Genomic DNA, 19,521 nt, shown 5'->3' on the forward strand with positions numbered 1-19,521 from the left:
GTCACCGGCAACGGGTCAGCCGCGCGGCCGGGCGGCTCCGCCCAGCAGCGCCGCGGTGTGCGGGCCGACGCCCAGCGCCCGGGCGGCCTCGAGGTCCTCGGGTGTGTCGACGTCCCGCTGCAGCCCCGGCCAGCCACCGGTCAGCGGCACGGCGCCGCCGGACGCGTGCCGCTGCGCCGACCCGGCTCCGAAGGCGGGGGAGAGGTCGGTGCCGACGGCGGTGAGCAGCGTCGTCCCGGTGCCCTGCGCGTCGGCGACGAAGCAGCGCGCCGCCACCTCCGCCGCGGCGAGGGCGGCGGTCAGCTCCTCCGGGCGCAGCGCGGGCAGGTCCGAGGAGAGCGCGGCCACCGCGGCGGCCCCGGTGACGCGGGCGCCGTGGGCGAGCGCCGGGTTGAGGCCCCGGTCGGGCACGTCGGGCACCGTGCGGGCGCCCAGCCGGGTCACCGTCCCGGCGGCTGCGGGGTCGTCGGTGACGACGAGGACGCCGGCGACGGCGGGCGAGGCCAGGGCCGCCGCCACGGTGTCGGCCAGCAGCGCCAGGACCAGCCGGTCGTGCGCGGCCTCCGGCGGACCGTCCAGGTCCGCGGGCAGCGGGGTGAGGCGGGTCTTGGCCAGCGGCAGCCGCTTCGCCGGGACGACGACCGACCACGCGCGCACGGCCACAATGTGAGCACACCGGCGTGGGGTCGCCGACCGGCCGGACCGGACCCCGCTGCACCTCGCGGACCGGACCAGGCCACCATGGGCGCTCAGGACGTCGCCCGCCAGGCCGGAGCCGGGCGGGCAGGAGGGGAGGAGCCGGTGACGCAGGACGGATCCCCGGGGACCGGGGTGTCGCGCCGCACCGGAGCCCCGTCGTCGCGGTGGCGTACCCGCCGGCCGCTGCCGCTGGCCCTGGCGCTGTGCGTCGCGGTGGTCTACCCGGTCACGGTGCTGCTGTTCCGGATGCGCTACCGGCACGCCGAGCGCTTCCCCCGCACCGGCCCGGTCCTCGTGGTCGCCAACCACGTCTCGGTGCTCGACCCGCTGGCCTGCGCCCGGCTGGTCTGGGACTGCGGCCGCGTGCCGCACTTCCTGGCCAAGGACGCGGTCTTCACCGGGCTCGCCGGGCGGATCCTGCGCGCCGCCGGGCAGATCCCGGTGGCCCGCGGCCGGGCCGACGCGCGCACCTCGCTGGCGGCCGCCGTGGCCGACCTCGCCGCCGGCAACGTCGTGGTCATCTACCCCGAGGGGTCGGTCACCCGCGACCCCGACTGGTGGCCCATGGAGGCCCGCACCGGGGTCGCGCGACTCGCGCTGACCACCGACGCCGTCGTCCTGCCCGTGGCCCAGTGGGGGCCGCAGCGGCTGCACGACTACCACACCAAGCAGCTGCACCCGCGGCTGCGCACGCCCGCCGACTACCTGGTCGGCGAGCCGGTGGACCTCACCGACCTGCGCGCGCAGGTGCGCGCGGGCCGGCCGCTGACCGGGGAGCTGCTGCGCGAGGTGACCGACCGGATGATGGCGTGCGTGCGCGACCAGCTGGCCGAGCTCCGCGGGGAGCCGGCGCCCACCACGACCGCCCCCCACCCCCGCCGCACGCTGCCCGGCGACCTGCCCGGGAGCGCCGCGTGAGCCGCCGTGCCGGCACGCGGGCCGCCGTCCTGGGGGCCGGCTCCTGGGGGACCACCTTCGCCAAGGTGCTCGCCGACGCCGGCTGCTCGGTGGTGCTGCACGCCCGCCGCCCCGAGCTGGCGCACGCGATCGGCGAGACCCGGGAGAACCCCGACTACCTGCCCGGCATCCGGCTGCCCGACCGGCTGCGCGCCACGGCCGACGCCGCCGAGGCGCTCGTCGACGCCGACCTCGTGGTGCTGGCCGTCCCCTCCCAGTCGCTGCGGGACAACCTCACCGAGTGGGCGCCGCTGCTGCCCCCCGACGCGGTGCTGCTCTCGCTGATGAAGGGGGTCGAGCTGGGCACCACCAAGCGGATGAGCCAGGTGATCGGCGAGGTGACCGGCGCCGGGCCCGACCGGGTCGCCGCGCTCTCCGGCCCCAACCTGGCCCGCGAGATCGCCGAGGAGCAGCCGGCCGCGACCGTGGTGGCCTGCGCGGACCACGACCGCGCGGCGCAGGTGCAGGCGGCCTGCCACACCCCCTACTTCCGCCCGTACACCAACCAGGACCTGGTGGGCTGCGAGCTCGGCGGCGCGGTCAAGAACGTCATCGCGCTGGCCTGCGGCATCACCGAGGGCATGGGCTTCGGCGACAACACCCGGGCCTCGCTGATCACCCGCGGGCTGGCCGAGACCGCCCGGCTGGGCGCGGCCCTGGGCGCCGAGCCCGCCACGTTCGCCGGCCTGGCCGGCCTGGGCGACCTGGTGGCCACCTGCAGCTCCCCGCTGTCGCGCAACCGCACCTTCGGCGAGCGGCTGGGGCGCGGCATGTCGGTGGAGGAGGTGCAGCGGACCACCCGGCAGGTCGCCGAGGGGGTCAAGAGCTGCCAGCCCGTGCTGGACCTGGCGCGGGCGCACGGGGTGGACATGCCGCTGACCGAGGCCGTCGTCCGGGTGTGCCACGACGGGGTCCCGGTGACGCAGATCGTGAAGGACATCATGTCCCGGGAAGCCAAGCCCGAGTGACCGGGTCGACCAGAGCGGAGCGCGAGTGAGCGAACTTCCGGAGGAGTGGGGCGACGGCACCCGCTCGGTCCGTGCCGGTGAGGAGGCGCCCGTGCCGGGCGCGCCGCTGCGGCCCTCGCCGGTCTTCGCCGCGCCGTTCCACCTCGGGGACCGGCCCCCGCGCGCCGACGGGGCGGACGCGTACGCGCGCACCGAGCACCCCACCCTCCGGGCCTTCGAGGCGGCCGTGGGTGAGCTGGACGGTGGCCGCTGCCTCTCGTTCGCGACGGGCATGGCCGCGATCACCGCCGCGCTCATGGCCTGCGCCAGCGCGGGCGACCGGGTGGTCCTCCCCGCCGACGGCTACTACACGACCCGGCTGCTGGGACGTGAGGAGCTGGACCGGCTGGGCCTGCGTGTGGAGTACGTCCCCACGCTGGAGATCGAGGGCTCCGCCGCCCGCGGCGACCTCCGGGGTGCCCGCCTGGTGATGCTGGAGACGCCGAGCAACCCGCAGCTCGACGTCTGCGACGTCACCGCGGTGGCCGAGGCGGCCCGGGACGCCGGCGCGCTGCTCGCCGTCGACAACACCACCGCCACGCCGTTGGGCCAGCGCCCGCTGGCCCTGGGGGCCGACCTCACGATCGGGGCGGACACCAAGGCGCTGACCGGGCACAGCGACCTGCTGCTCGGGCACGTGAGCACCACCGACGACGCGGTGTACGCGCGCCTGAAGAGCTGGCGGGACCACACCGGCGCGACCCCGGGGCCCTTCGAGGCCTGGCTGGGCCACCGCTCGATGGCCACGCTCGACCTGCGGCTGACCCGGCAGGCGGAGAACGCCCGCGCCGTCGCCGAGCTGCTGGCCGCCCATCCCCAGGTGACCGGCGTCCGGTGGCCGTGGCGGCCGCAGGACCCCTCGTTCGCGCTGGCCTCGAGGCAGATGGCCCGTCCGGTGGGCGTGGTCTCGGCGGTGCTGCCGGACGAGGCCGCCGTCGCACGGCTGGTCGCGGCCAGCCGGCTGTGGGCGGCGGCCACCAGCTTCGGTGGTCTGCACAGCACGCTGGACCGGCGGGCCCAGTGGGGCGGGGACGCCGTCCCGCCGGGCTTCGTCCGGTTCTCCTGCGGCATCGAGGACACCACCGACGTGGTCACCGATCTCGCCACCGCGCTGGACGCGGCCCTCGACGTCCTGTAGCAGGTGACGTACTGGAACGGCCACCCTTCAGGGTCCCGCGCCGAGCGCGCGAGGCGCTGGGGAAGGGTGGTCCTTCTGTTCAGGCGGCCGCGGCGAGCTCGCCCCGCCGGCGGTGGGCCGCCCGCACGGTCAGCCACAGGCTCACCCCGACGTAGTACCCGAGGTAGGCCAGCGACAGCGCGACCACGACCGGGTGCGGGTCGGGCACCTGCAGCAGCAGGACGGCGTAGGCGACCAGCCAGACCGCCGTCAGCGCCAGGCTCAGCCCGCGCAGCGCCTTCGTCCGCGACGGGTAGAGGTAGCGCACCGGCACGAACACCAGCACCGAGCACACGACGAGCACCGTGGCCACGACCGCCGGGCTCAGGTCGAGGACGATGGCGTAGAAGGCGGCCACGTTCCAGTAGCTCGGGAAACCCAGGAACGCGTGGTCCTCGGTCTTCGCGTCGACCCGGCAGAACTGGTAGCAGGAGGCCAGCAGCGGCAGCGCGGCGACGACCCACCCCACGGCCCCGCCGGGCAGCGACCCGGTCGTCCACAGCAGCACCACCGGCGCGAAGGCGTAGGTGAGGTAGTCGACGATGTCGTCGAGCCGGGCGCCGTCGAACCAGGGGATCGTCTCCTTGACCCGCAGCCGGCGGGCCAGCATCCCGTCGGTGCCGTCGACGACGAGGGCCACCAGGCCCAGCCACAGGGCGGCCACCGCGTCGCCGTCGAACGCGGCCAGCACGATGAGCAGCCCGAGCACCGAGCCGATCGCGGTGTAGAGGTGGACGGCGCCCCCCGCCAGGCGCAGCCTGCGGGAGGTCGTCGCCGTTCCGGCTGCGTTCATCGAGGTCGAGGTTCCCACACCCGGGCGCGGCAGGTCCGTCCTGCCCGTCGTCCGGGCGCGGCGGAGGGCCTCCACTAGGGTCGGCCGCGATGAGCGGACAGGCGGGCAAGCGGCGGATCGCGGTCGTCTTCGGCGGCCGCAGCGCGGAACACCCCATCTCCTGCGTCTCCGCCGGGGCCGTCCTCGCGGCGCTGGACCCGGACCGGTACGACGTCGTCCCCGTGGGCATCACCCGCGACGGCGGCTGGGTGCTGACCGACCCGGGGCAGCGGCTGGCGATCGTCGACGGCGAGCTGCCGGAGGTCGCCGGCGGGACCCCGGTGACGCTGGTCGGCGACCCGAGCGGGCGCGGCCTGCAGCGCCTGGACGGCACGGGCGGGCGGATCGGCCTGGACGTCGTCTTCCCGGTGCTGCACGGCGCCTACGGCGAGGACGGCACCATCCAGGGGCTGCTGGAGATGAGCGGCGTCCCCTACGTCGGCTCGGGCGTCTTCGCCAGCGCTGCGTCGATGGACAAGGAGTTCACCAAGAAGCTCCTCACCGCCGCCGGGCTGCCCCAGGGTGACCACGTGGTGCTGCGCGACCCCTCCGGGGCGCTGTCGGCCGACCCCGCGGTGCTCGACGCCGCCACCCGGGAGCGCCTGGGCCTGCCGGTGTTCGTCAAGCCCTCGCGGGCCGGCTCCAGCATCGGGATCACGAAGGTCACCGACTGGGCGCAGTTCCCCGAGGCCGTCGCCACCGCCGCCGCGGTCGACGCCAAGGTGGTCGTCGAGGCCGCCGTCCCGGGGCGGGAGATCGAGTGCGGCGTCCTGGCCACGCCCGGCGGCGGGCTGCCGCAGGCGAGCCTCCCGGCGGAGATCCGGCTGCACCCGGGCACCGACTGGTACGACTTCGCCGCCAAGTACTTCGACGACGCCGCGGACTTCGACGTCCCCGCCGACCTCACACCGGAGCAGACCCGGGCGGTGCAGGAGGCGGCCTGCCGCGCGTACCTGGCGATGGACTGCCGCGGCCTGGCGCGGGTCGACTTCTTCCTCGGCACCGGCCCGGACGGCGCCGAGCGGCTCGTGGTCAACGAGGTGAACACCATGCCGGGGTTCACGCCGATCTCGATGTACCCGCGGATGTGGGCGGCCTCCGGCGTCGACTTCGCCACGCTGGTGGACCGGCTGGTCGAGGTCGCCCTCGCCGACGCGCCGACCGCCGCCGGCCACCCGACGCTGGACGGCACCCGGGCGTGAACCCGGTGGCGGCCGTCGGGCGCGGCGGGCTGGCGCTGCTGCTGGCCCTGCTGACCGGCTGCGCCACCTCGACGGACGGCGGCGCGGCCGCCGCACCGGCCGCGGCGACACCGGACACGCCCCGGCAGCTCGAGGCCCTCCTCGTCCCCGACGTGCCCTCCGGCCTGCTGCGCGTGCCCGACGACGCCCTCTCACCGCCGGCGGGGCAGAAGCTGGTCGAGGACGTCGCCGGCTACGCCGAGGACGCCGTCCGCGAGCGCCAGGTGCTCGACGACTACGGCTACCGCTTCGGGTGGGAGCGCTACTGGGGTGCGGGTTCCGGACCGCTGACCACCGTCGCCGCCCACCAGTTCGAGACGACCGACGGCGCCGCGGCGTTCACCGCGGACCTGGCCGCCCACGAGGCCGAGGTCTACGGCGGCCTGCTGCGCGAGGACCCGCCGGACCTGCCCGCGGGGTGCCGGCTGCTGCAGCTCGACGAGGGTGCCCCGGCGGCCGGGGTGGGCGCGCCGGCCGCCCTCGCCTGGTGCGCGCGGGGCGCGTTCAGCGTCACGGTCACCGCCGTCTCCGGGTCGGTGGAGTCGGCGACCGCGGAGGTCCGGGCCGTCGTGGCGGCCCAGCTGGAGCGTCTCCCCCCGTCCTGAGGCGCGGCTCAGCCGCCGCCGGCGTCGACCGGCTGGGCGAGGAGCGTCCCGGTGATGACCGGGCCGAGGGCGGTGACCGGTGCGGAGTCGGTGTCGGCGGAGACCGTCACCTGCACGTAGACCGCCCGGTCGACGGCGGTCCAGACGATGCTGTCCGGGTCGGTGGTGTCGACCAGCCACTCGACGCCGTTGACCTGGATGAGCGGGGACGTCGGCTCCAGCGCGGCGGGCCGCTCGACGCCGCAGACCAGCACCACCGGCGGCTCGCCCCAGGCGTAGGCGTAGGGGGAGTCGGACCGGACCGGGCGGGACTGCTCGCCGGCCAGCTCCAGCGGCAGGGCGCCCATGAGCGCCGGGCAGTTCGCGTCGGCCTCCGGGGTCACCGGCGGCACCTCCACCGGCAGCGGCGGCAGGTCGGCCCGCTCGGGCGCCGGCGTGGCCCCGACGTCGGCGACCGCGTCGTCGGCCCGGTCGCCGGCGTCGTCCCCACCGAGGACGCGGGTGAGCACCAGCAGCACGACCACCAGGGGCAGGACGACGGCCGTGACGACCAGCGCCACCCGCCGCAGCGGGTCGTCCGGCCGGGACGGCCGCGGCGGCGGACCGGGTTCCTGGGTGGGGTTCTCGGTCAGGGTGCTCAGATGTTGACGACGGGGCAGGTCAGCGTGCGGGTGATGCCGTCGACCGACTGCACGCGGGCGACGACCAGCCGACCGAGCTCGTCGACGGTCTCGGCCTCGGCCCGGACGATCACGTCGTAGGGGCCCGTGACGTCCTCGGCCTTGGTGACACCCGCGATCTCGCTGATGCTCGACGCCACCTGGGCGGCCTTGCCGACTTCGGTCTGGATGAGGATGTAGGCGTGGACCACGGGAGACCTTTCCTCGGCTGGCGCTGCGGGTGCGGCGTCCGCGCCGGTGGGCGGACAGTTGCGCAACCTACCTCAGTGAGCTGGAGGGGCCGGTGACTCGTCCTCGCCCGCTGGTCCCGCGCGACGACCCCGCCGACAGCGTGCGGGTCGTCGGCGAGTTCGGCGTGATCGCGCGCGTGCTCGCGCGGTCCGGCGTCGCGCGGGTCGCCGAGGTCGGGCCCGGCGACGACGCGGCCGTGCTGCGGGCACCCGACGGCCGTGTGGTCGCCACCACCGACGTCCTGGTCGAGGGCCGGCACTTCCGGCGTGACTGGTCGTCGGCCGAGGACGTCGGGCACAAGGCGGCGGCGGCCAACCTCGCCGACGTGGCCGCGATGGGCGGGGTGACGACCGCACTGCTGGTCGGCCTGGCCTGCCCGCCGGACACCCCGACCACGTGGCTGGAGGGGGTGGCCGCCGGCCTGGCCGAGGAGTGCGCGCCGCTGGGAGCGGCCGTCGTGGGCGGCGACACGGTGTCCGCGGCCCCGGACAGCGGGGGCGTCGTCCTGTCGGTGACCGCGCTGGGCGACCTGGGCGGGCGGGCGCCGGTGCTGCGCTCGGGTGCCCGGCCCGGCGACGTGCTGGCCCTGACCGGCCGGCTGGGCTGGTCGGCGTGCGGCCTGGCCGTGCTGCGCCGCGGGTTCACCAGCCCGGCCGCCGCGGTGGCCGCGCACCGCCGTCCGGCGCCGCCGTACGCGGCCGGCCCGGCCGCGGCCGAGGCCGGCGCGACGGCGATGTGCGACGTCAGCGACGGGCTGCTCGCCGACGCCGGCCACGTGGCGGAGGCGAGCGGCGTGCTCGTCGACGTCGACCGGGCCGCTCTGGTCCGGGCGACCCTCGAGCTGCCCGGCCCGCTGCAGCAGGTCGCGGCCGCCCTCGGCGGGGACCCGATGGCCTGGGTGCTCACCGGCGGCGAGGACCACGCGCTGCTGGCCACCTTCCCGGCCGGTGCCGACCTGCCGGAGGGCTGGGCGCAGATCGGCTCGGTGCGCGAGGGGGAACCCGGGGTGCGCGTGGACGGCGAGCCGGCCGAGGCGGTCGCCGCGGCCGTCGGGGCTGAGGGGACCGGTCATGCGCACTTCCGCTGACACCCGGCTGGCCGACGGCCGCCCGGTGGTGCTGCGGGCGGTGCCCTACGACGACCCGCTGGCCCGCGAGCTCGTCGACCGCGTGCAGCAGGAGTACGTGACCCGCTACGGCGGGCCCGACGAAGCCGTGGTCGACCCGGCCGAGTTCGAGCCCCCGGAGGGGCTGTTCCTCGTGGCCGAGGTGGACGGCGTCCCCGCGGGGTGCGGCGGCTGGCGGGTGCACGCGCCCGGCGTGGCCGAGGTCAAGCGCGTGTACGTGGCGCCGGAGTTCCGTCGGCAGGGCCTGGCGCAGCTGCTCATGGCCGCGATCGAGGACAGCGCGGCCGCGGCGGGCGCCCGGTCGGTGGTGCTGAACTCGGGGTCCCGGCAGCCCGAGGCGCTGGCGCTGTACGCCGCACTCGGCTACACCTCTGCACCCGGGTACGGCGTGTACGCCGGCCTGCCCGGAGCGGTGTTCCTGGGCAAGCGGCTGACCGGTGAGGAGGAGCGGTGAACGGAGCCGGAGTGGTGACGATCTCGGCCTCCTACGGCGCCGGCGGTGACCTGGTCGGTCCGGCGGTCGCGGCGCGGCTGGGCCTGGTCTTCCACGACCGCGCCATCCCCGCGCAGGTGGCCGGCCGGCTCGGCGTCCCGCTGGCCGAGGCGGAGGCCAACGACGAGAACGTTGCCCGCGGGCTGTGGCGGATCGTCGCCTCGCTGGGCACCATGCCCGACCCGATGGGCGGCGTCGTGCCGGTGACCGAGCAGCTCGACGAGCGGACGTTCCGCCTGCAGACCGAGCGGGTGGTGCGCGAGATCGCCGACGGACAGGGCGGGGTGGTCCTCGGCCGGGCCGCCGCGCTGGTGGTCGGAGACCGGCCCGACGCGCTGCACGTCCGCCTGGACGGACCCGAGGAGCGGCGGCTCGACGCGGTGGTGGCGCGCACCGGACGCCCGCGCGACGAGGTGCGGCGGGAGCTGCGGGCCAACGACGCGGCGCGCGAGGGGTACGTGCGACGGTCCTACCGCGTCGACGCGACCTCCCCGCGCATCTACCACCTCGTGATCGACAGCACGGCACTGCCGCAGCAGACGGTGGTCGACCTGGTGGTCGAGGCGGCCCGCGCCCGCGGCATCGGCTGAGGCCCCGCCGTGGGAGACCGGAACGCGACGGAGCCCGGAGGTCCGAGGACCTCCGGGCTCCGCATGGCGAACGGCCCCCTGCAGGGTCCCGCCGCGAGTTCGCGAGTGGCGGGGAGCAGGGTGGCCCCGTCCCGGGTCCCGCCCTGAGCGTGCGAAGGGTGGGGAGGACGGGGTCCTCTTTCAGGCGCGGACGACCTTGCCCGCGCGGATGCACGAGGTGCAGGCGTTGATGCGGCGACGGTTGCCCGGGGCGACGAGCGCCCGCACGGACTGGATGTTCGGGTTCCAACGGCGCGGCGTCCGCCGGTGCGAGTGCGACACCGACATACCGAAACCGGGCCCCTTGCCACAGACATCGCACACGGCAGCCACGGTGGATCACTCCCAGAGAATTCGTTTCACGGACGGCGGCACGCCGACGCGCCCGCACACAGACCAACGGAGAGTCTAACCGGTCCTCGGCGGAGACGTCGCGGAGGTCGGCCGGACCACGCCTCCGCCCGGTCGTGCACCCGGCGTCGTCGGTCCGCGTGGGTACCCTCCGGCCGTGCTGCCGGCGCTCGACGACGCCGCGGTCGGCCACTGGTGCCGGGCCGCGGTCGCCGCCCTGTCCGCGGCCCGCGGCCGCATCGACGACCTCAACGTCTTCCCCGTCCCGGACGGGGACACCGGCACGAACCTGCTGGCCACCGCCGAGGCCGCCGCGTCCGCGCTCGACGAGGCGGGGGAGGGAGGCACCGGGTCCGCCTGGGCACTGCTGGCCCGCGGCGCGGTGCTGGGCGCCCGCGGCAACTCCGGCACCATCCTCGCCCAGCTGTGGCGCGGGCTGGCCGACCAGCTCGCCGGGCAGCCCCCGGCCGACGGGCCGACCCTCGCCGCGGCCCTGCAGAAGGCCGCCGACACGGCCTACGGCGCGGTCGCCGACCCGGAGGAGGGGACGTTCCTCACGGTCGCGCGGGCCGGTGCCGAGGCGGCGGTCGCCGCGGTCGCCGCCGGGCGCGCCGCCCTGGGCGAGGTCGTGCGGGCCGCGGCCGACGGCGCCCGCGCTGCGCTCGAGGCGACGCCGGGGCAGCTGGCCGTGCTCCGCGACGCCGGCGTGGTCGACGCCGGGGGAGCCGGGCTGTGCCTGGTCTTCGACGCGCTGGTGACCACGGTGACCGGTGTCGAGCCCGACCGCCCGTCGCTGGCCCGCCGGCCCGAGCGCGGGCACCCCCACGACCACGACGACCTGCCGCACCAGCCGCCGGCCGGGCCGGGCAGCGAGGTGCAGTACCTGCTGGCCGACAGCGACGAGGCCGCCGTGGCGCGGCTGCACGAGCGGCTGGCCGCCCTCGGCGACAGCCTCGTCGTCGTCGGCGTCGACACCCCCGGCGGGCGCGAGTGGAACGTGCACGTGCACGTCGCCGACGTCGGCGCCGCGATCGAGGCCGGCATCGAGGCGGGCCGCCCGTACCGCATCTCGGTCACCCCGCTCGCCCCCGTGCGCCCGCCGGCGCCGGCGCCCGACGCGCGGGCGGTCGTGGCGATCGTCCCCGACGGCCGGCTCGCCGAGCTGTTCACCGACGAGGGCGCCACCGTCGTCCCCTGCGGGCCGGACGGGGTGGCCGAGGACGACGTGCTCGCCGCGGTCCTGGGGTCCGGCGCGGCCGGCGTCGTCGTGCTGCCCAACGACCCGACGGTCACGGCCGTGGCCTCCCGCGCGGCCGAGCGCGCCCGCGAGGAGGGGCGCGACGTCGCCGTCGTCCCGACCCGTTCACCGGTCCAGGGCCTGGCCGCGCTCGCCGTCGCCGACCCCGTCCGCCGCTTCGGGGACGACGTCATCACCATGGCCGAGGCGGCCGCGGCGACCCGCTGGGCCGAGGTCACCGTCGCCGAGCACGAGGCGCTGACCAGCGCGGGTCGCTGCGCGCCCGGTGACGTGCTGGGCTCGGCGGAGGGCGACGTCCTGCTGATCGGCGCGGAGCCGGCCGCGGTCGCCTGCGAGCTGCTCGACCGCATGCTGTCGGCCGGCGGGGAGCTGGTCACCCTGGTCGCCGGCGCCGACGGTGCCCTCGCCGACGCCGTGTGCGCGCACCTGGCGGGCGCCCACCCGACGGTCGAGGTGACCCGTTACGACGGCGCGCCCGAGGGGATCGGGCTGCAGGTGGGGGTGGAGTAGTGGCCGTCGGGATGACGACCCGGCTGGATCGGGTACTCGGTGCCAAGACCGCCAAGGCGATGGCGGAGTCGCTGGGTCTGCACACCGTCCGCGACCTGCTGCGGCACTACCCGCACCGCTACGCCAAGCGCGGGGAGATGGTCCGCCTGGACGACCTGCAGGTCGGCGACCGGGTGACCGTGCTGGCCCAGGTCCGGTCGGTCGACAGCCGACCGATGCGGCAGCGGCGCGGCACCCTCACCGAGGTCACCGTCGGCGACGGCGCCGGGACGATGAAGCTGGTCTTCTTCAACCACCGGCACGCCCGCCTGGTGCCCGGCGCCTGGGGGCTGTTCGCCGGCACGGTCAGCGAGTACCGCAGCAGGCTGCAGTTCGCCCACCCCGACTGCCACCTGATGACCGGGGACGACGACGACGTCGACTGGGCCCGCGCGCTCATCCCGATCTACCCGGCCAGCAAGGAGGTCTCCAGCTGGGTGATCCAGCGCTCGGTGCGGCTGCTGCTCGACGCCTCCGGCGGCTTCGGCTTCGTCGAGGACCCGCTGCCCGAGCAGCTGCGCGCCCGGCACGGGCTGGCGAGCCTCCCGGCCGCGCTGCTCGACGTCCACCGGCCCACCTCCGAGGAGGACGTCGAGCGCGCGGAGCACCGGCTCAAGTGGGACGAGGCGCTCACCCTCCAGCTGACGCTCGCCGCCCGCCGCCGCGCTGCCGCGCTGGAACCCGGCGTGGCCCGTCCCCGGCGGTCCGGCGGGCTGCTGGACGCCATCGACTCAGGCCTGCCCTTCGCGCTCACCGAGGGCCAGCGCCAGGTGGGGGAGGAGCTGGCCGCCGAGCTCGCCCGCGAGCAGCCCATGCACCGGCTGCTGCAGGGCGAGGTCGGCGCGGGCAAGACCGTCGTCGCGCTGCGGGCCATGGCCCAGGTCGTCGACGCCGGCGGGCAGGCCGCGCTGCTGGCCCCCACCGAGGTGCTCGCCGCCCAGCACGCGCGCAGCATCAGCGCGATGCTCGGGCCGCTGGGCCGCGCCGGCGAGCTGGACGGCGACCCGGCCGGCACCCGCGTCGTGCTGCTCACCGGCTCGCAGAAGACCGCCGCCCGGAGGGAGAGGCGCGCCGCGGTCGCCGACGGCAGCGCCGGCATCGTCGTCGGCACGCACGCGCTGCTGCAGGCCGGCGTGGACTTCGCCGACCTCGGCCTGGTCGTCGTCGACGAGCAGCACCGCTTCGGCGTCGAGCAGCGCGACGCGCTGCGGGCCAAGGGCAACCGGCCCCCGCACGTGCTGGTCATGACCGCCACGCCGATCCCGCGCACGGTCGCGATGACCGTCTACGGCGACCTGGAGACCTCCACGCTGCGCCAGCTGCCCGGTGGGCGCGGCGGCGTGGCCAGCTCGGTGGTCCCGGTCCGGGACAAGCCGGCCTGGCTCGACCGCGCCTGGGAGCGGCTGCGCGAGGAGGTGGCCGCCGGCCGCCAGGCCTACGTCGTCTGCCCGCGCATCGGTGAGGACGCCGCCACCGAGGAGGAGCCCGACGACGCCGACGGCGCCCCGGCCGAGGAGGGGTCGGGCCGCCGTCCACCGCTGGCCGTCCTCGACGTCGCCGAGCAGCTGCACGAGGGGCCGCTGGCCGGGCTGCGCCTGGAGGTCCTGCACGGCCGGATGACGCCGGAGGCCAAGGAGGCGACCATGCGGGCCTTCGCCGCCCGCGAGGTCGACGTCCTGGTCGCCACCACCGTCGTCGAGGTGGGCGTCGACGTGCCCAACGCCACCGTGATGGTCGTCATGGACGCCGATCGCTTCGGCGTCAGCCAGCTGCACCAGCTGCGCGGCCGGGTCGCCCGCGGCAAGCACCAGGGGCTGTGCCTGCTGGTCTCCGAGGCGCCCACCACCTCGGCCACCGGGCAGCGGCTGGCCGCGGTCGCCGGCACCTCCGACGGCTTCGAGCTCGCCCGGCTGGACCTCGAGACCCGCCGCGAGGGTGACGTGCTCGGCGCCGCCCAGTCCGGCCGCCGCTCGGGCATCAAGCTGCTGTCGCTGCTGGAGGACGAGGAGCTCATCGCCGAGGCGCGCGCCGAGGCCACCGCCCTGCTGGAGACCGACCGCGGTCTCGCCGACCACCCGGGCCTGGCGATGGAGGTGGCCGCGCTGGCCACCGACGAGCGCGCCGAGTACCTCGAGAAGGCGTGAGGGAGGCGGGCGGGTGACGCGGGTGATCGCAGGCACCGCCGGAGGACGGCGGCTGAGGGTGCCGCCGTCGGGCGTGCGGCCCACCGGCGACCGCGCCCGGGAGGGGTTGTTCAACAGCCTCTCGACGCTGACCGACCTCGAGGGCGCCGCCGTCCTGGACCTCTACGCCGGCTCCGGCGCCCTGGGGCTCGAGGCGCTCAGCCGCGGCGCGGCCCAGGTGGTGTTCGTCGAGAACGGCCCGCGGGTGCTGCCGGTGCTGCGCGCCAACATCGACGCGGTGGGCCTGCCCGGCGCACGGGTGGTGTCCGGCTCGGTGCCCACCGTGGTCGCCGGGCCGCCGCCGGCCCGCTTCGACGTCGTGCTCGCCGACCCGCCCTACGCCACGCCGCTGCCCGAGGTCGTCCGGGTGCTCGAAGCGCTGGTCGCCGGGGAGTGGCTGGCCGAGGACGCCGTGGTCGTCGTCGAGCGCTCCAGCCGCGAGGCGCCCTTCGAGTGGCCGACACCGCTGCACGGACTGCGCGAACGCCGCTACGGCGAGGCCGTGCTCCGGTACGGTCGCTGTCCGTGAGGCGAGCGGTCTGCCCCGGGTCGTTCGACCCCGTGACGAACGGCCACGTCGACGTCATCACCAGGGCGGCGGCGCTCTACGACGAACTCGTCGTCGCCGTGCTGGTCAACCCCGGCAAGGCCGGGCTGTTCAGCGTCGACGAGCGCATGGCCCTGCTGCGCGACGCGGTCGCCGACGTGCCCAACGTGACCGTCGACAGCTTCCAGGGCCTGCTCGTCGACTACTGCCGCGACAACGACATCCCGGTGATCGTCAAGGGGCTGCGCGCGGTCAGCGACTTCGAGTACGAGCTGCAGATGGCGCAGATGAACCGCGAGCTGGCCGGCGTGGAGACGCTCTTCGTGCCCACCGCCCCCCAGGTCGGGCACCTGTCCTCCAGCCTGGTGAAGCAGATCGCCACCTTCGGCGGCGACGTCTCGGGGCTGGTCCCCAAGGTCGTGCAGGAGCGGCTCACCGCGCACCGGGAGCAGGGGACGGGGACGTGACCGAGCTCGCGAGGTGGCGCGAGGACGCGGCACCGCCGGGCACGCCTCCCGACGAGCGCCAGCGAGGAGGGGACGTGACCGAGCTCGCGAGGTCGCGCGAGGACGCAGCACCGCCGGTCGCAGCGCCGACGAGCGCCAGCGAGGAGGGGACGTGACCGAGCTCGCGAGGTCGCGCGAGGACGCAGCACCGCCGGTCGCAGCGCCGACGAGCGCCAGCGAGGAGGGGTTGTGACCGAGGTCGTCTACCGGCTCTACGAGACCGTCGACGAGCTGAGCAGCGTCATCGAGAACGCCCGCAGCGTGCCGATGTCCGGCGGCTCGTGCATGGTGCCCCGCGACGTCCTGCTCGACCTGCTCGACGACCTCCGGGAGAACCTGCCCGCCGAGGTGCACAAGGCCGGCGCGATCGTCGAGCAGCGCACCGAGATCCTCCAGCAGGCGCAGGCCGAGGCCGAGCGGCTGACCGGCCGGATCCGCAGCGAGACCGAGCAGGTGGTCGGGGCGGCCCGGCGGCAGCGCGAGGAGATCCTCGGCACGGCCCGCCGGCAGCGCGACGACCTGCTCGCCCGCGCCCAGGCCGAGGCCGAGGACCTGCTCGCCCAGGCCGAGGAGGAGGCCCAGCAGATCGTCGAGGAGGCCCGCCGGCACCGCGAGGCGCTGATCGCCGACGGGCAGGCCCAGCAGGCGGAGATCCTGGCGGCCGCGCAGGCCGAGCACGAGCGGCTGATCAGCGAGACCGAGGTCTACCGGGGCGCGGTCGTCCGCGCCGACGAGCTGGGCGCGCAGACCGCGGCGGACGTCGCCCGGATGCGCACCGAGGTCGACGAGTACGTCGACAGCCGGCTGGCCGACTTCGGCGGCACGCTGGAGCGGATGCTGCGCTCGGTCGAGAAGGCACGGGCCAACCTCCGCGAGTAGGAGGACCCCGCGTCCCCCATCCCTCGTGGAAGGACCCCGTCCTCCCCACCCCTCGCGCGCTCGGGGCGGTGCCCGGGACGGGGCCGGGGCCTTGACGCGGGGCCGTCCCGGGCCGTCACCAGGCTCGGGGCGGGACGCGGGAGGGGCACCTGCACTCCGGAACGGTGTCGCTCCCCATCGGGTAGGCTGGGTCCCTGGTCCGATCGCCGGAGGTCCCCGCACCCCGGCCGGCCACCTCCCCGATGCCTACCGCGAGTACTGACATGCCTGCCGCACCGCTGCCCCGCCCAGGCGCCGCGTCCACGGACGCCCGGCGTCCCGCCGCCAATCCCTGGTTCGTGGACCTGCGGGAGCTCGGCCGTCGCGCCGGCTCGATGCAGGAGATCGAGCGCTCGCTCCCGACGCCCGCCGACTGGCGGGTCGAGCTCATCGGCGTCCCCGAGGGCGCCGAGGTCCGGCTGCGGCTGCGGCTGGAGTCGGTCATGGAGGGCGTGCTGGTCTCCGGGGAGGTCGACGTCCCCGTCACCGGCTCGTGCGCGCGCTGCCTGGAGCCGATCGAGGACACCCTCGAACTCGACGTCCAGGAGCTGTTCGCCTACGAGGGCAGCACCACCGAGGCCACCAGCGAGGAGGACGAGGTCCGCCGCGTCGAGGGCGAGCACATCGACCTCGAGCCGATGGTCCGCGACCTCGTCGTCCTGAGCCTGCCGCTGGCGCCGACCTGCACGGAGGACTGCGCCGGCCTGTGCGTCGACTGCGGGCAGCGGCTCGACGACCTGCCCGCCGACCACACGCACGAGCAGCTCGACCCGCGCTGGGCCGGGCTCGCCGGCCGTTTCGCCTCCGCACCGGGCACCCCCGCTGCGGACAACCCAGAGGAGAACTGACGTGGCCGTCCCGAAGCGGAAGATGTCCCGCGCCAACACCCGTGCCCGGCGTTCGCAGTGGAAGGCCTCCGCGCCGACCCTGACGCCGTGCCCGAACCGGGCCTGCGGTCAGCTCAAGCCGCCGCACCAGGCCTGCCCGAACTGCGGGCAGTACGCGGGCCGTCAGGTCCTCTCGGTCTGACGCCGGCAGGACCAGCCGTGGGGACGACGGTCACCAGTGCCCAGCCCGCTCCGGGCGGGGCCGCCGGCCGCTCCCCGGCGGGTGTGGCACACGCCGACCGCGCGGCCGCCTGGCTTCTCGACGCCCTCGGTGTCGAGCTGCCCGGCGGCCTGCTGGCGTTGGCGCTGACCCACCGCTCCTACGCCTACGAGCACGGCGGGCTGCCGACCAACGAGCGGCTGGAGTTCCTCGGGGACTCGGTGCTCGGGCTGGTCGTCACCGACGAGCTCTACCGGCGCCACCCCGAGCTGCCCGAGGGTCGGCTGGCCAAGCTGCGCGCCTCGGTGGTCAACATGACCTCGCTGGCCGGCGTCGCCCGCCGGCTCGGGGACGGCGGCCTGGGCCCGCACCTGCTGCTGGGCCGCGGCGAGGAGACCACCGGCGGCCGGGACAAGGACTCGATCCTCGCCGACGCGGTGGAGGCGCTCATCGGCGCTGTGCACGTCGGGCTGGGCCTGGAGGCCGCCGCGGTGATCGTGCACCGGCTGTTCGACCCGCTGCTCGACCAGGCCGCCACCCGCGGCGCCGGCCTGGACTGGAAGACCAGCCTCCAGGAGCTGGGCGCCCGGCTCGGCCTCGGTTCGCCGACCTACGTGGTCGAGGACACCGGTCCCGACCACGCCAAGACCTTCACCGCCGCCGTCGTCCTCTCCGGCACCGTCCACGGCCGCGGGTCCGGGCGCACCAAGAAGGCCGCCGAGCAGGAGGCCGCAGAGGCCGCCTGGCGCGCGCTGTCCGACGGCGCCGGCCCGGACGGCGAGGGAGCCGACGGCGCGGCACCGGACGGTGCGACCGTGCCGGCCGGGTCAGGAGCGAGCTGAGCCGCCGTGCCAGAGCTGCCCGAGGTCGAGGTGGTCCGGCGCGGTCTGGAGCGCTGGGTCGCCGGGCGCACCGTCGCCGCCGTCGAGGTGCGCCACCCGCGTGCCGTGCGCCGCCACCTCGGGGGCGTCGACCACTTCGTCGCCGCGCTGACCGGACGCACGCTGACCGCCGCCCACCGCCGCGGCAAGTACCTGTGGCTGCCACTGGCCGAGGCCGACGGCACGCCCGCCGGTCAGGCGCTCGTCGGGCACCTGGGGATGAGCGGCCAGCTGCTGGTCGAGAAGCCCTCCCAGCCCGACGAGACGCACCTGCGTGCCCGCTTCACCTTCACCGATGGGGGCCGCGAGCTGCGCTTCGTCGACCAGCGGACGTTCGGCGGGCTGGCGGTGGAGGAGTGCGCCGGGGGCGGTGGGGCGGGCGGAGCCACTGCTGAGCAGATCCCCGGCCGGCTGACGCACATCGCGATCGACCCGCTCGACGAGAGCTTCGACGCCGACACGTTCAGCGCGGCGCTGCGCCGCCGGCGCACCGAGGTCAAGCGGGCGCTGCTGGACCAGACCCTGGTCGGCGGGGTCGGCAACATCTACGCCGACGAGTCGCTGTGGCGGGCCCGGCTGCACGGCAACCGCCCGACCGACCGGCTCACCCGGGCGCAGGTCGCCGACCTGCTGGAGGGGGTGCGGGACGTGCTGACCGAGAGCCTCGCCCAGGGCGGCACCTCCTTCGACTCGCTCTACGTCGACGTCAACGGGCAGAGCGGCTACTTCTCCCGGCACCTCGCCGTCTACGGCCAGGCCGACCGGCCCTGTCCGCGCTGCGGGACGCCGATCGTGCGCGAGTCGTTCATGAACCGCTCCAGCTACAGCTGCCCTCGCTGCCAGCCGCGCCCGAGAGCCCGTCGCTCGTGAGCGGACAGGGGCGGGAGCCGTGAACGAGGAGCGGAGCGCCCCGCGGGAGCGGACCATGGGAGTCGTGACGCGGCGCGCGGTCGCCCTGGTCTCGGGCTCGGTGCAGGGCGTCGGCTACCGCTGGTTCGTCCGCGGCCGGGCCGAGGCGGCGGGGCTGGCCGGCTCGGCCACCAACCTGCCGGACGGGCGCGTCGAGGTCGTCCTCGAGGGGCCGGACGCCGCGGTGGACGCCGTCCTGGCCGACCTGCAGGGCCCGCGGGCGCCCGGCGCGGTGACGCGGGTCGACGTCCGGGACCAGCCGGTCGAGGGGAGCACCGGGTTCACGACGGCGTGACGAACGTGACACCTCTCCGACACGGGAGCGTTGGAGTGTGCCCGTTGACCTGCGTGTCCGGGCCTGTCACCCTGGGAACACACAGACCGCGCCGACCGTCGTACGGGGCGCAGGTCATCCCCTCACGCAGTCGAAAGGCCGTTGTTGCCATGGCCAAGGCCCTGTTCGGTCACGTCGTCGCCCCCGCGGAACTCCGAGTAGCCGAGGAGAACGCCGTCCTGCGGGCCAAGGTGCGTCGTCTGGAGCAGGAACTGGAAGAGCTGCGCGCCCAGCGCGACGCCGCCATCGCGCACGAGCTGCTGAGCCTGGCCGGCGACAACGCCGAGCCCGCGCTCGCCTGAAGAAGGACCCCTCTGCCCCCCGCCACTCCCAGGCTCGCGACGGGACCCTGCAGAGGGGC

Annotated in this window: 24 protein-coding genes; 19 read left to right on the plus strand and 5 right to left on the minus strand. The window is 76.1% G+C overall.

Annotated features, from left to right (window positions below):
- Positions 1-15 precede the first annotated feature (15 nt).
- The gene (gene cofC, locus ACWIX7_RS18705; RefSeq protein WP_448617918.1) at positions 16-657 is read right to left on the minus strand and encodes a 2-phospho-L-lactate guanylyltransferase; all 642 of its coding nucleotides are present in this window, start codon (positions 655-657) and stop codon (positions 16-18) included.
- A gap of 144 nt (positions 658-801) precedes the next feature.
- Between cofC and ACWIX7_RS18710 the strand changes: the two genes are divergently transcribed.
- From ACWIX7_RS18710 to ACWIX7_RS18720, 3 genes are read left to right on the plus strand one after another with little or no spacing between them, the layout of a single operon-like run.
- Complete coding sequence (locus tag ACWIX7_RS18710; RefSeq protein ID WP_448617919.1) at positions 802-1,617, plus strand: lysophospholipid acyltransferase family protein; 816 nt, start codon at positions 802-804, stop codon at positions 1,615-1,617.
- Positions 1,614-2,624, plus strand: coding sequence for an NAD(P)H-dependent glycerol-3-phosphate dehydrogenase (locus ACWIX7_RS18715; RefSeq protein ID WP_448617920.1), 1,011 nt, complete (start codon positions 1,614-1,616; stop codon positions 2,622-2,624). The genes ACWIX7_RS18710 and ACWIX7_RS18715 overlap by 4 nt, the downstream gene beginning before the upstream one ends.
- 25 nt (positions 2,625-2,649) lie before the next feature.
- Entirely contained in the window at positions 2,650-3,801 is a 1,152-nt protein-coding gene (locus ACWIX7_RS18720) for a cystathionine gamma-lyase (protein ID WP_448617921.1), read from the plus strand.
- Between the two features lie 79 nt (positions 3,802-3,880).
- On the opposite strand, the gene ACWIX7_RS18725 is transcribed toward ACWIX7_RS18720, so the two are convergent.
- Positions 3,881-4,633, minus strand: coding sequence for a CDP-alcohol phosphatidyltransferase family protein (locus tag ACWIX7_RS18725; protein WP_448617922.1), 753 nt, complete (start codon positions 4,631-4,633; stop codon positions 3,881-3,883).
- Positions 4,634-4,722: 89 nt separating this feature from the next.
- Between ACWIX7_RS18725 and ACWIX7_RS18730 the strand changes: the two genes are divergently transcribed.
- Both ACWIX7_RS18730 and ACWIX7_RS18735 read left to right on the plus strand, forming a co-directional pair.
- Positions 4,723-5,874 carry a D-alanine--D-alanine ligase family protein gene (locus tag ACWIX7_RS18730; RefSeq protein ID WP_448617923.1) on the plus strand — a complete coding sequence of 384 codons (1,152 nt, stop codon included), beginning with the start codon at positions 4,723-4,725 and terminating at the stop codon, positions 5,872-5,874.
- Complete coding sequence (locus ACWIX7_RS18735; RefSeq protein WP_448617924.1) at positions 5,871-6,518, plus strand: hypothetical protein; 648 nt, start codon at positions 5,871-5,873, stop codon at positions 6,516-6,518. The genes ACWIX7_RS18730 and ACWIX7_RS18735 overlap by 4 nt, the downstream gene beginning before the upstream one ends.
- Before the next feature lie 8 nt (positions 6,519-6,526).
- Here the strand turns inward: ACWIX7_RS18735 and ACWIX7_RS18740 are convergent, their stop codons facing one another.
- Together ACWIX7_RS18740 and ACWIX7_RS18745 are read right to left on the minus strand one after the other, a co-directional pair.
- Complete coding sequence (locus ACWIX7_RS18740) at positions 6,527-7,078, minus strand: DUF3515 domain-containing protein (RefSeq protein ID WP_448617925.1); 552 nt, start codon at positions 7,076-7,078, stop codon at positions 6,527-6,529.
- A gap of 77 nt (positions 7,079-7,155) precedes the next feature.
- Entirely contained in the window at positions 7,156-7,389 is a 234-nt protein-coding gene (locus ACWIX7_RS18745) for an Lrp/AsnC ligand binding domain-containing protein (protein ID WP_448617926.1), read from the minus strand.
- 92 nt (positions 7,390-7,481) lie between these two features.
- On the opposite strand from ACWIX7_RS18745, the gene ACWIX7_RS18750 reads away from it, so the two are divergent.
- From ACWIX7_RS18750 to ACWIX7_RS18760, 3 genes are read left to right on the plus strand one after another with little or no spacing between them, the layout of a single operon-like run.
- Positions 7,482-8,516 (plus strand): thiamine-phosphate kinase, encoded by a 1,035-nt coding sequence (locus tag ACWIX7_RS18750; protein ID WP_448617927.1) that lies wholly within the window; start codon positions 7,482-7,484, stop codon positions 8,514-8,516.
- The gene (locus tag ACWIX7_RS18755; protein WP_448617928.1) at positions 8,500-9,009 is read left to right on the plus strand and encodes a GNAT family N-acetyltransferase; all 510 of its coding nucleotides are present in this window, start codon (positions 8,500-8,502) and stop codon (positions 9,007-9,009) included. Before ACWIX7_RS18750 ends, ACWIX7_RS18755 begins: the two co-directional genes overlap by 17 nt.
- On the plus strand, positions 9,006-9,638 hold the full coding sequence (locus tag ACWIX7_RS18760; RefSeq protein ID WP_448617929.1) for a cytidylate kinase-like family protein: 633 nt from the start codon (positions 9,006-9,008) through the stop codon (positions 9,636-9,638). The genes ACWIX7_RS18755 and ACWIX7_RS18760 overlap by 4 nt, the downstream gene beginning before the upstream one ends.
- 180 nt (positions 9,639-9,818) lie before the next feature.
- Here ACWIX7_RS18760 and rpmB read toward each other — a convergent pair whose 3' ends face one another.
- Entirely contained in the window at positions 9,819-10,010 is a 192-nt protein-coding gene (gene rpmB / locus ACWIX7_RS18765) for a 50S ribosomal protein L28 (protein WP_012950027.1), read from the minus strand.
- A 175-nt stretch (positions 10,011-10,185) separates the two neighbouring features.
- Between rpmB and ACWIX7_RS18770 the strand changes: the two genes are divergently transcribed.
- The 11 genes from ACWIX7_RS18770 (at position 10,186) to ACWIX7_RS18820 (ending at position 19,462) form a co-directional block, all read left to right on the plus strand.
- Positions 10,186-11,796, plus strand: a complete 1,611-nt coding sequence (locus tag ACWIX7_RS18770) for a DAK2 domain-containing protein (protein ID WP_448617930.1) — start codon at positions 10,186-10,188, stop codon at positions 11,794-11,796.
- Between the two features lie 11 nt (positions 11,797-11,807).
- On the plus strand, positions 11,808-13,979 hold the full coding sequence (recG, locus tag ACWIX7_RS18775) for an ATP-dependent DNA helicase RecG (protein WP_448617931.1): 2,172 nt from the start codon (positions 11,808-11,810) through the stop codon (positions 13,977-13,979).
- A 22-nt stretch (positions 13,980-14,001) separates the two neighbouring features.
- Entirely contained in the window at positions 14,002-14,547 is a 546-nt protein-coding gene (rsmD, locus tag ACWIX7_RS18780) for a 16S rRNA (guanine(966)-N(2))-methyltransferase RsmD (RefSeq protein ID WP_448617932.1), read from the plus strand.
- Complete coding sequence (coaD, locus tag ACWIX7_RS18785) at positions 14,544-15,032, plus strand: pantetheine-phosphate adenylyltransferase (protein WP_448617933.1); 489 nt, start codon at positions 14,544-14,546, stop codon at positions 15,030-15,032. The genes rsmD and coaD overlap by 4 nt, the downstream gene beginning before the upstream one ends.
- A gap of 228 nt (positions 15,033-15,260) precedes the next feature.
- Positions 15,261-15,950 (plus strand): hypothetical protein, encoded by a 690-nt coding sequence (locus ACWIX7_RS18790; protein WP_448617934.1) that lies wholly within the window; start codon positions 15,261-15,263, stop codon positions 15,948-15,950.
- 263 nt (positions 15,951-16,213) lie between these two features.
- Entirely contained in the window at positions 16,214-16,837 is a 624-nt protein-coding gene (locus ACWIX7_RS18795; protein ID WP_448617935.1) for a YceD family protein, read from the plus strand.
- 1 nt (position 16,838) lies between these two features.
- On the plus strand, positions 16,839-17,018 hold the full coding sequence (gene rpmF, locus ACWIX7_RS18800) for a 50S ribosomal protein L32 (RefSeq protein WP_091212451.1): 180 nt from the start codon (positions 16,839-16,841) through the stop codon (positions 17,016-17,018).
- A gap of 17 nt (positions 17,019-17,035) precedes the next feature.
- Entirely contained in the window at positions 17,036-17,878 is an 843-nt protein-coding gene (gene rnc, locus ACWIX7_RS18805) for a ribonuclease III (RefSeq protein ID WP_448617936.1), read from the plus strand.
- Positions 17,879-17,884: 6 nt separating this feature from the next.
- Positions 17,885-18,787, plus strand: coding sequence for a bifunctional DNA-formamidopyrimidine glycosylase/DNA-(apurinic or apyrimidinic site) lyase (gene mutM, locus ACWIX7_RS18810; protein ID WP_448617937.1), 903 nt, complete (start codon positions 17,885-17,887; stop codon positions 18,785-18,787).
- 55 nt (positions 18,788-18,842) lie between these two features.
- Positions 18,843-19,121, plus strand: coding sequence for an acylphosphatase (locus ACWIX7_RS18815; RefSeq protein WP_448617938.1), 279 nt, complete (start codon positions 18,843-18,845; stop codon positions 19,119-19,121).
- 149 nt (positions 19,122-19,270) lie between these two features.
- Positions 19,271-19,462, plus strand: a complete 192-nt coding sequence (locus ACWIX7_RS18820; protein ID WP_448617939.1) for a hypothetical protein — start codon at positions 19,271-19,273, stop codon at positions 19,460-19,462.
- The last annotated feature ends 59 nt before the right edge of the window (positions 19,463-19,521 follow it).

The sequence above is a fragment of the Geodermatophilus sp. URMC 65 genome (assembly GCF_053502545.1).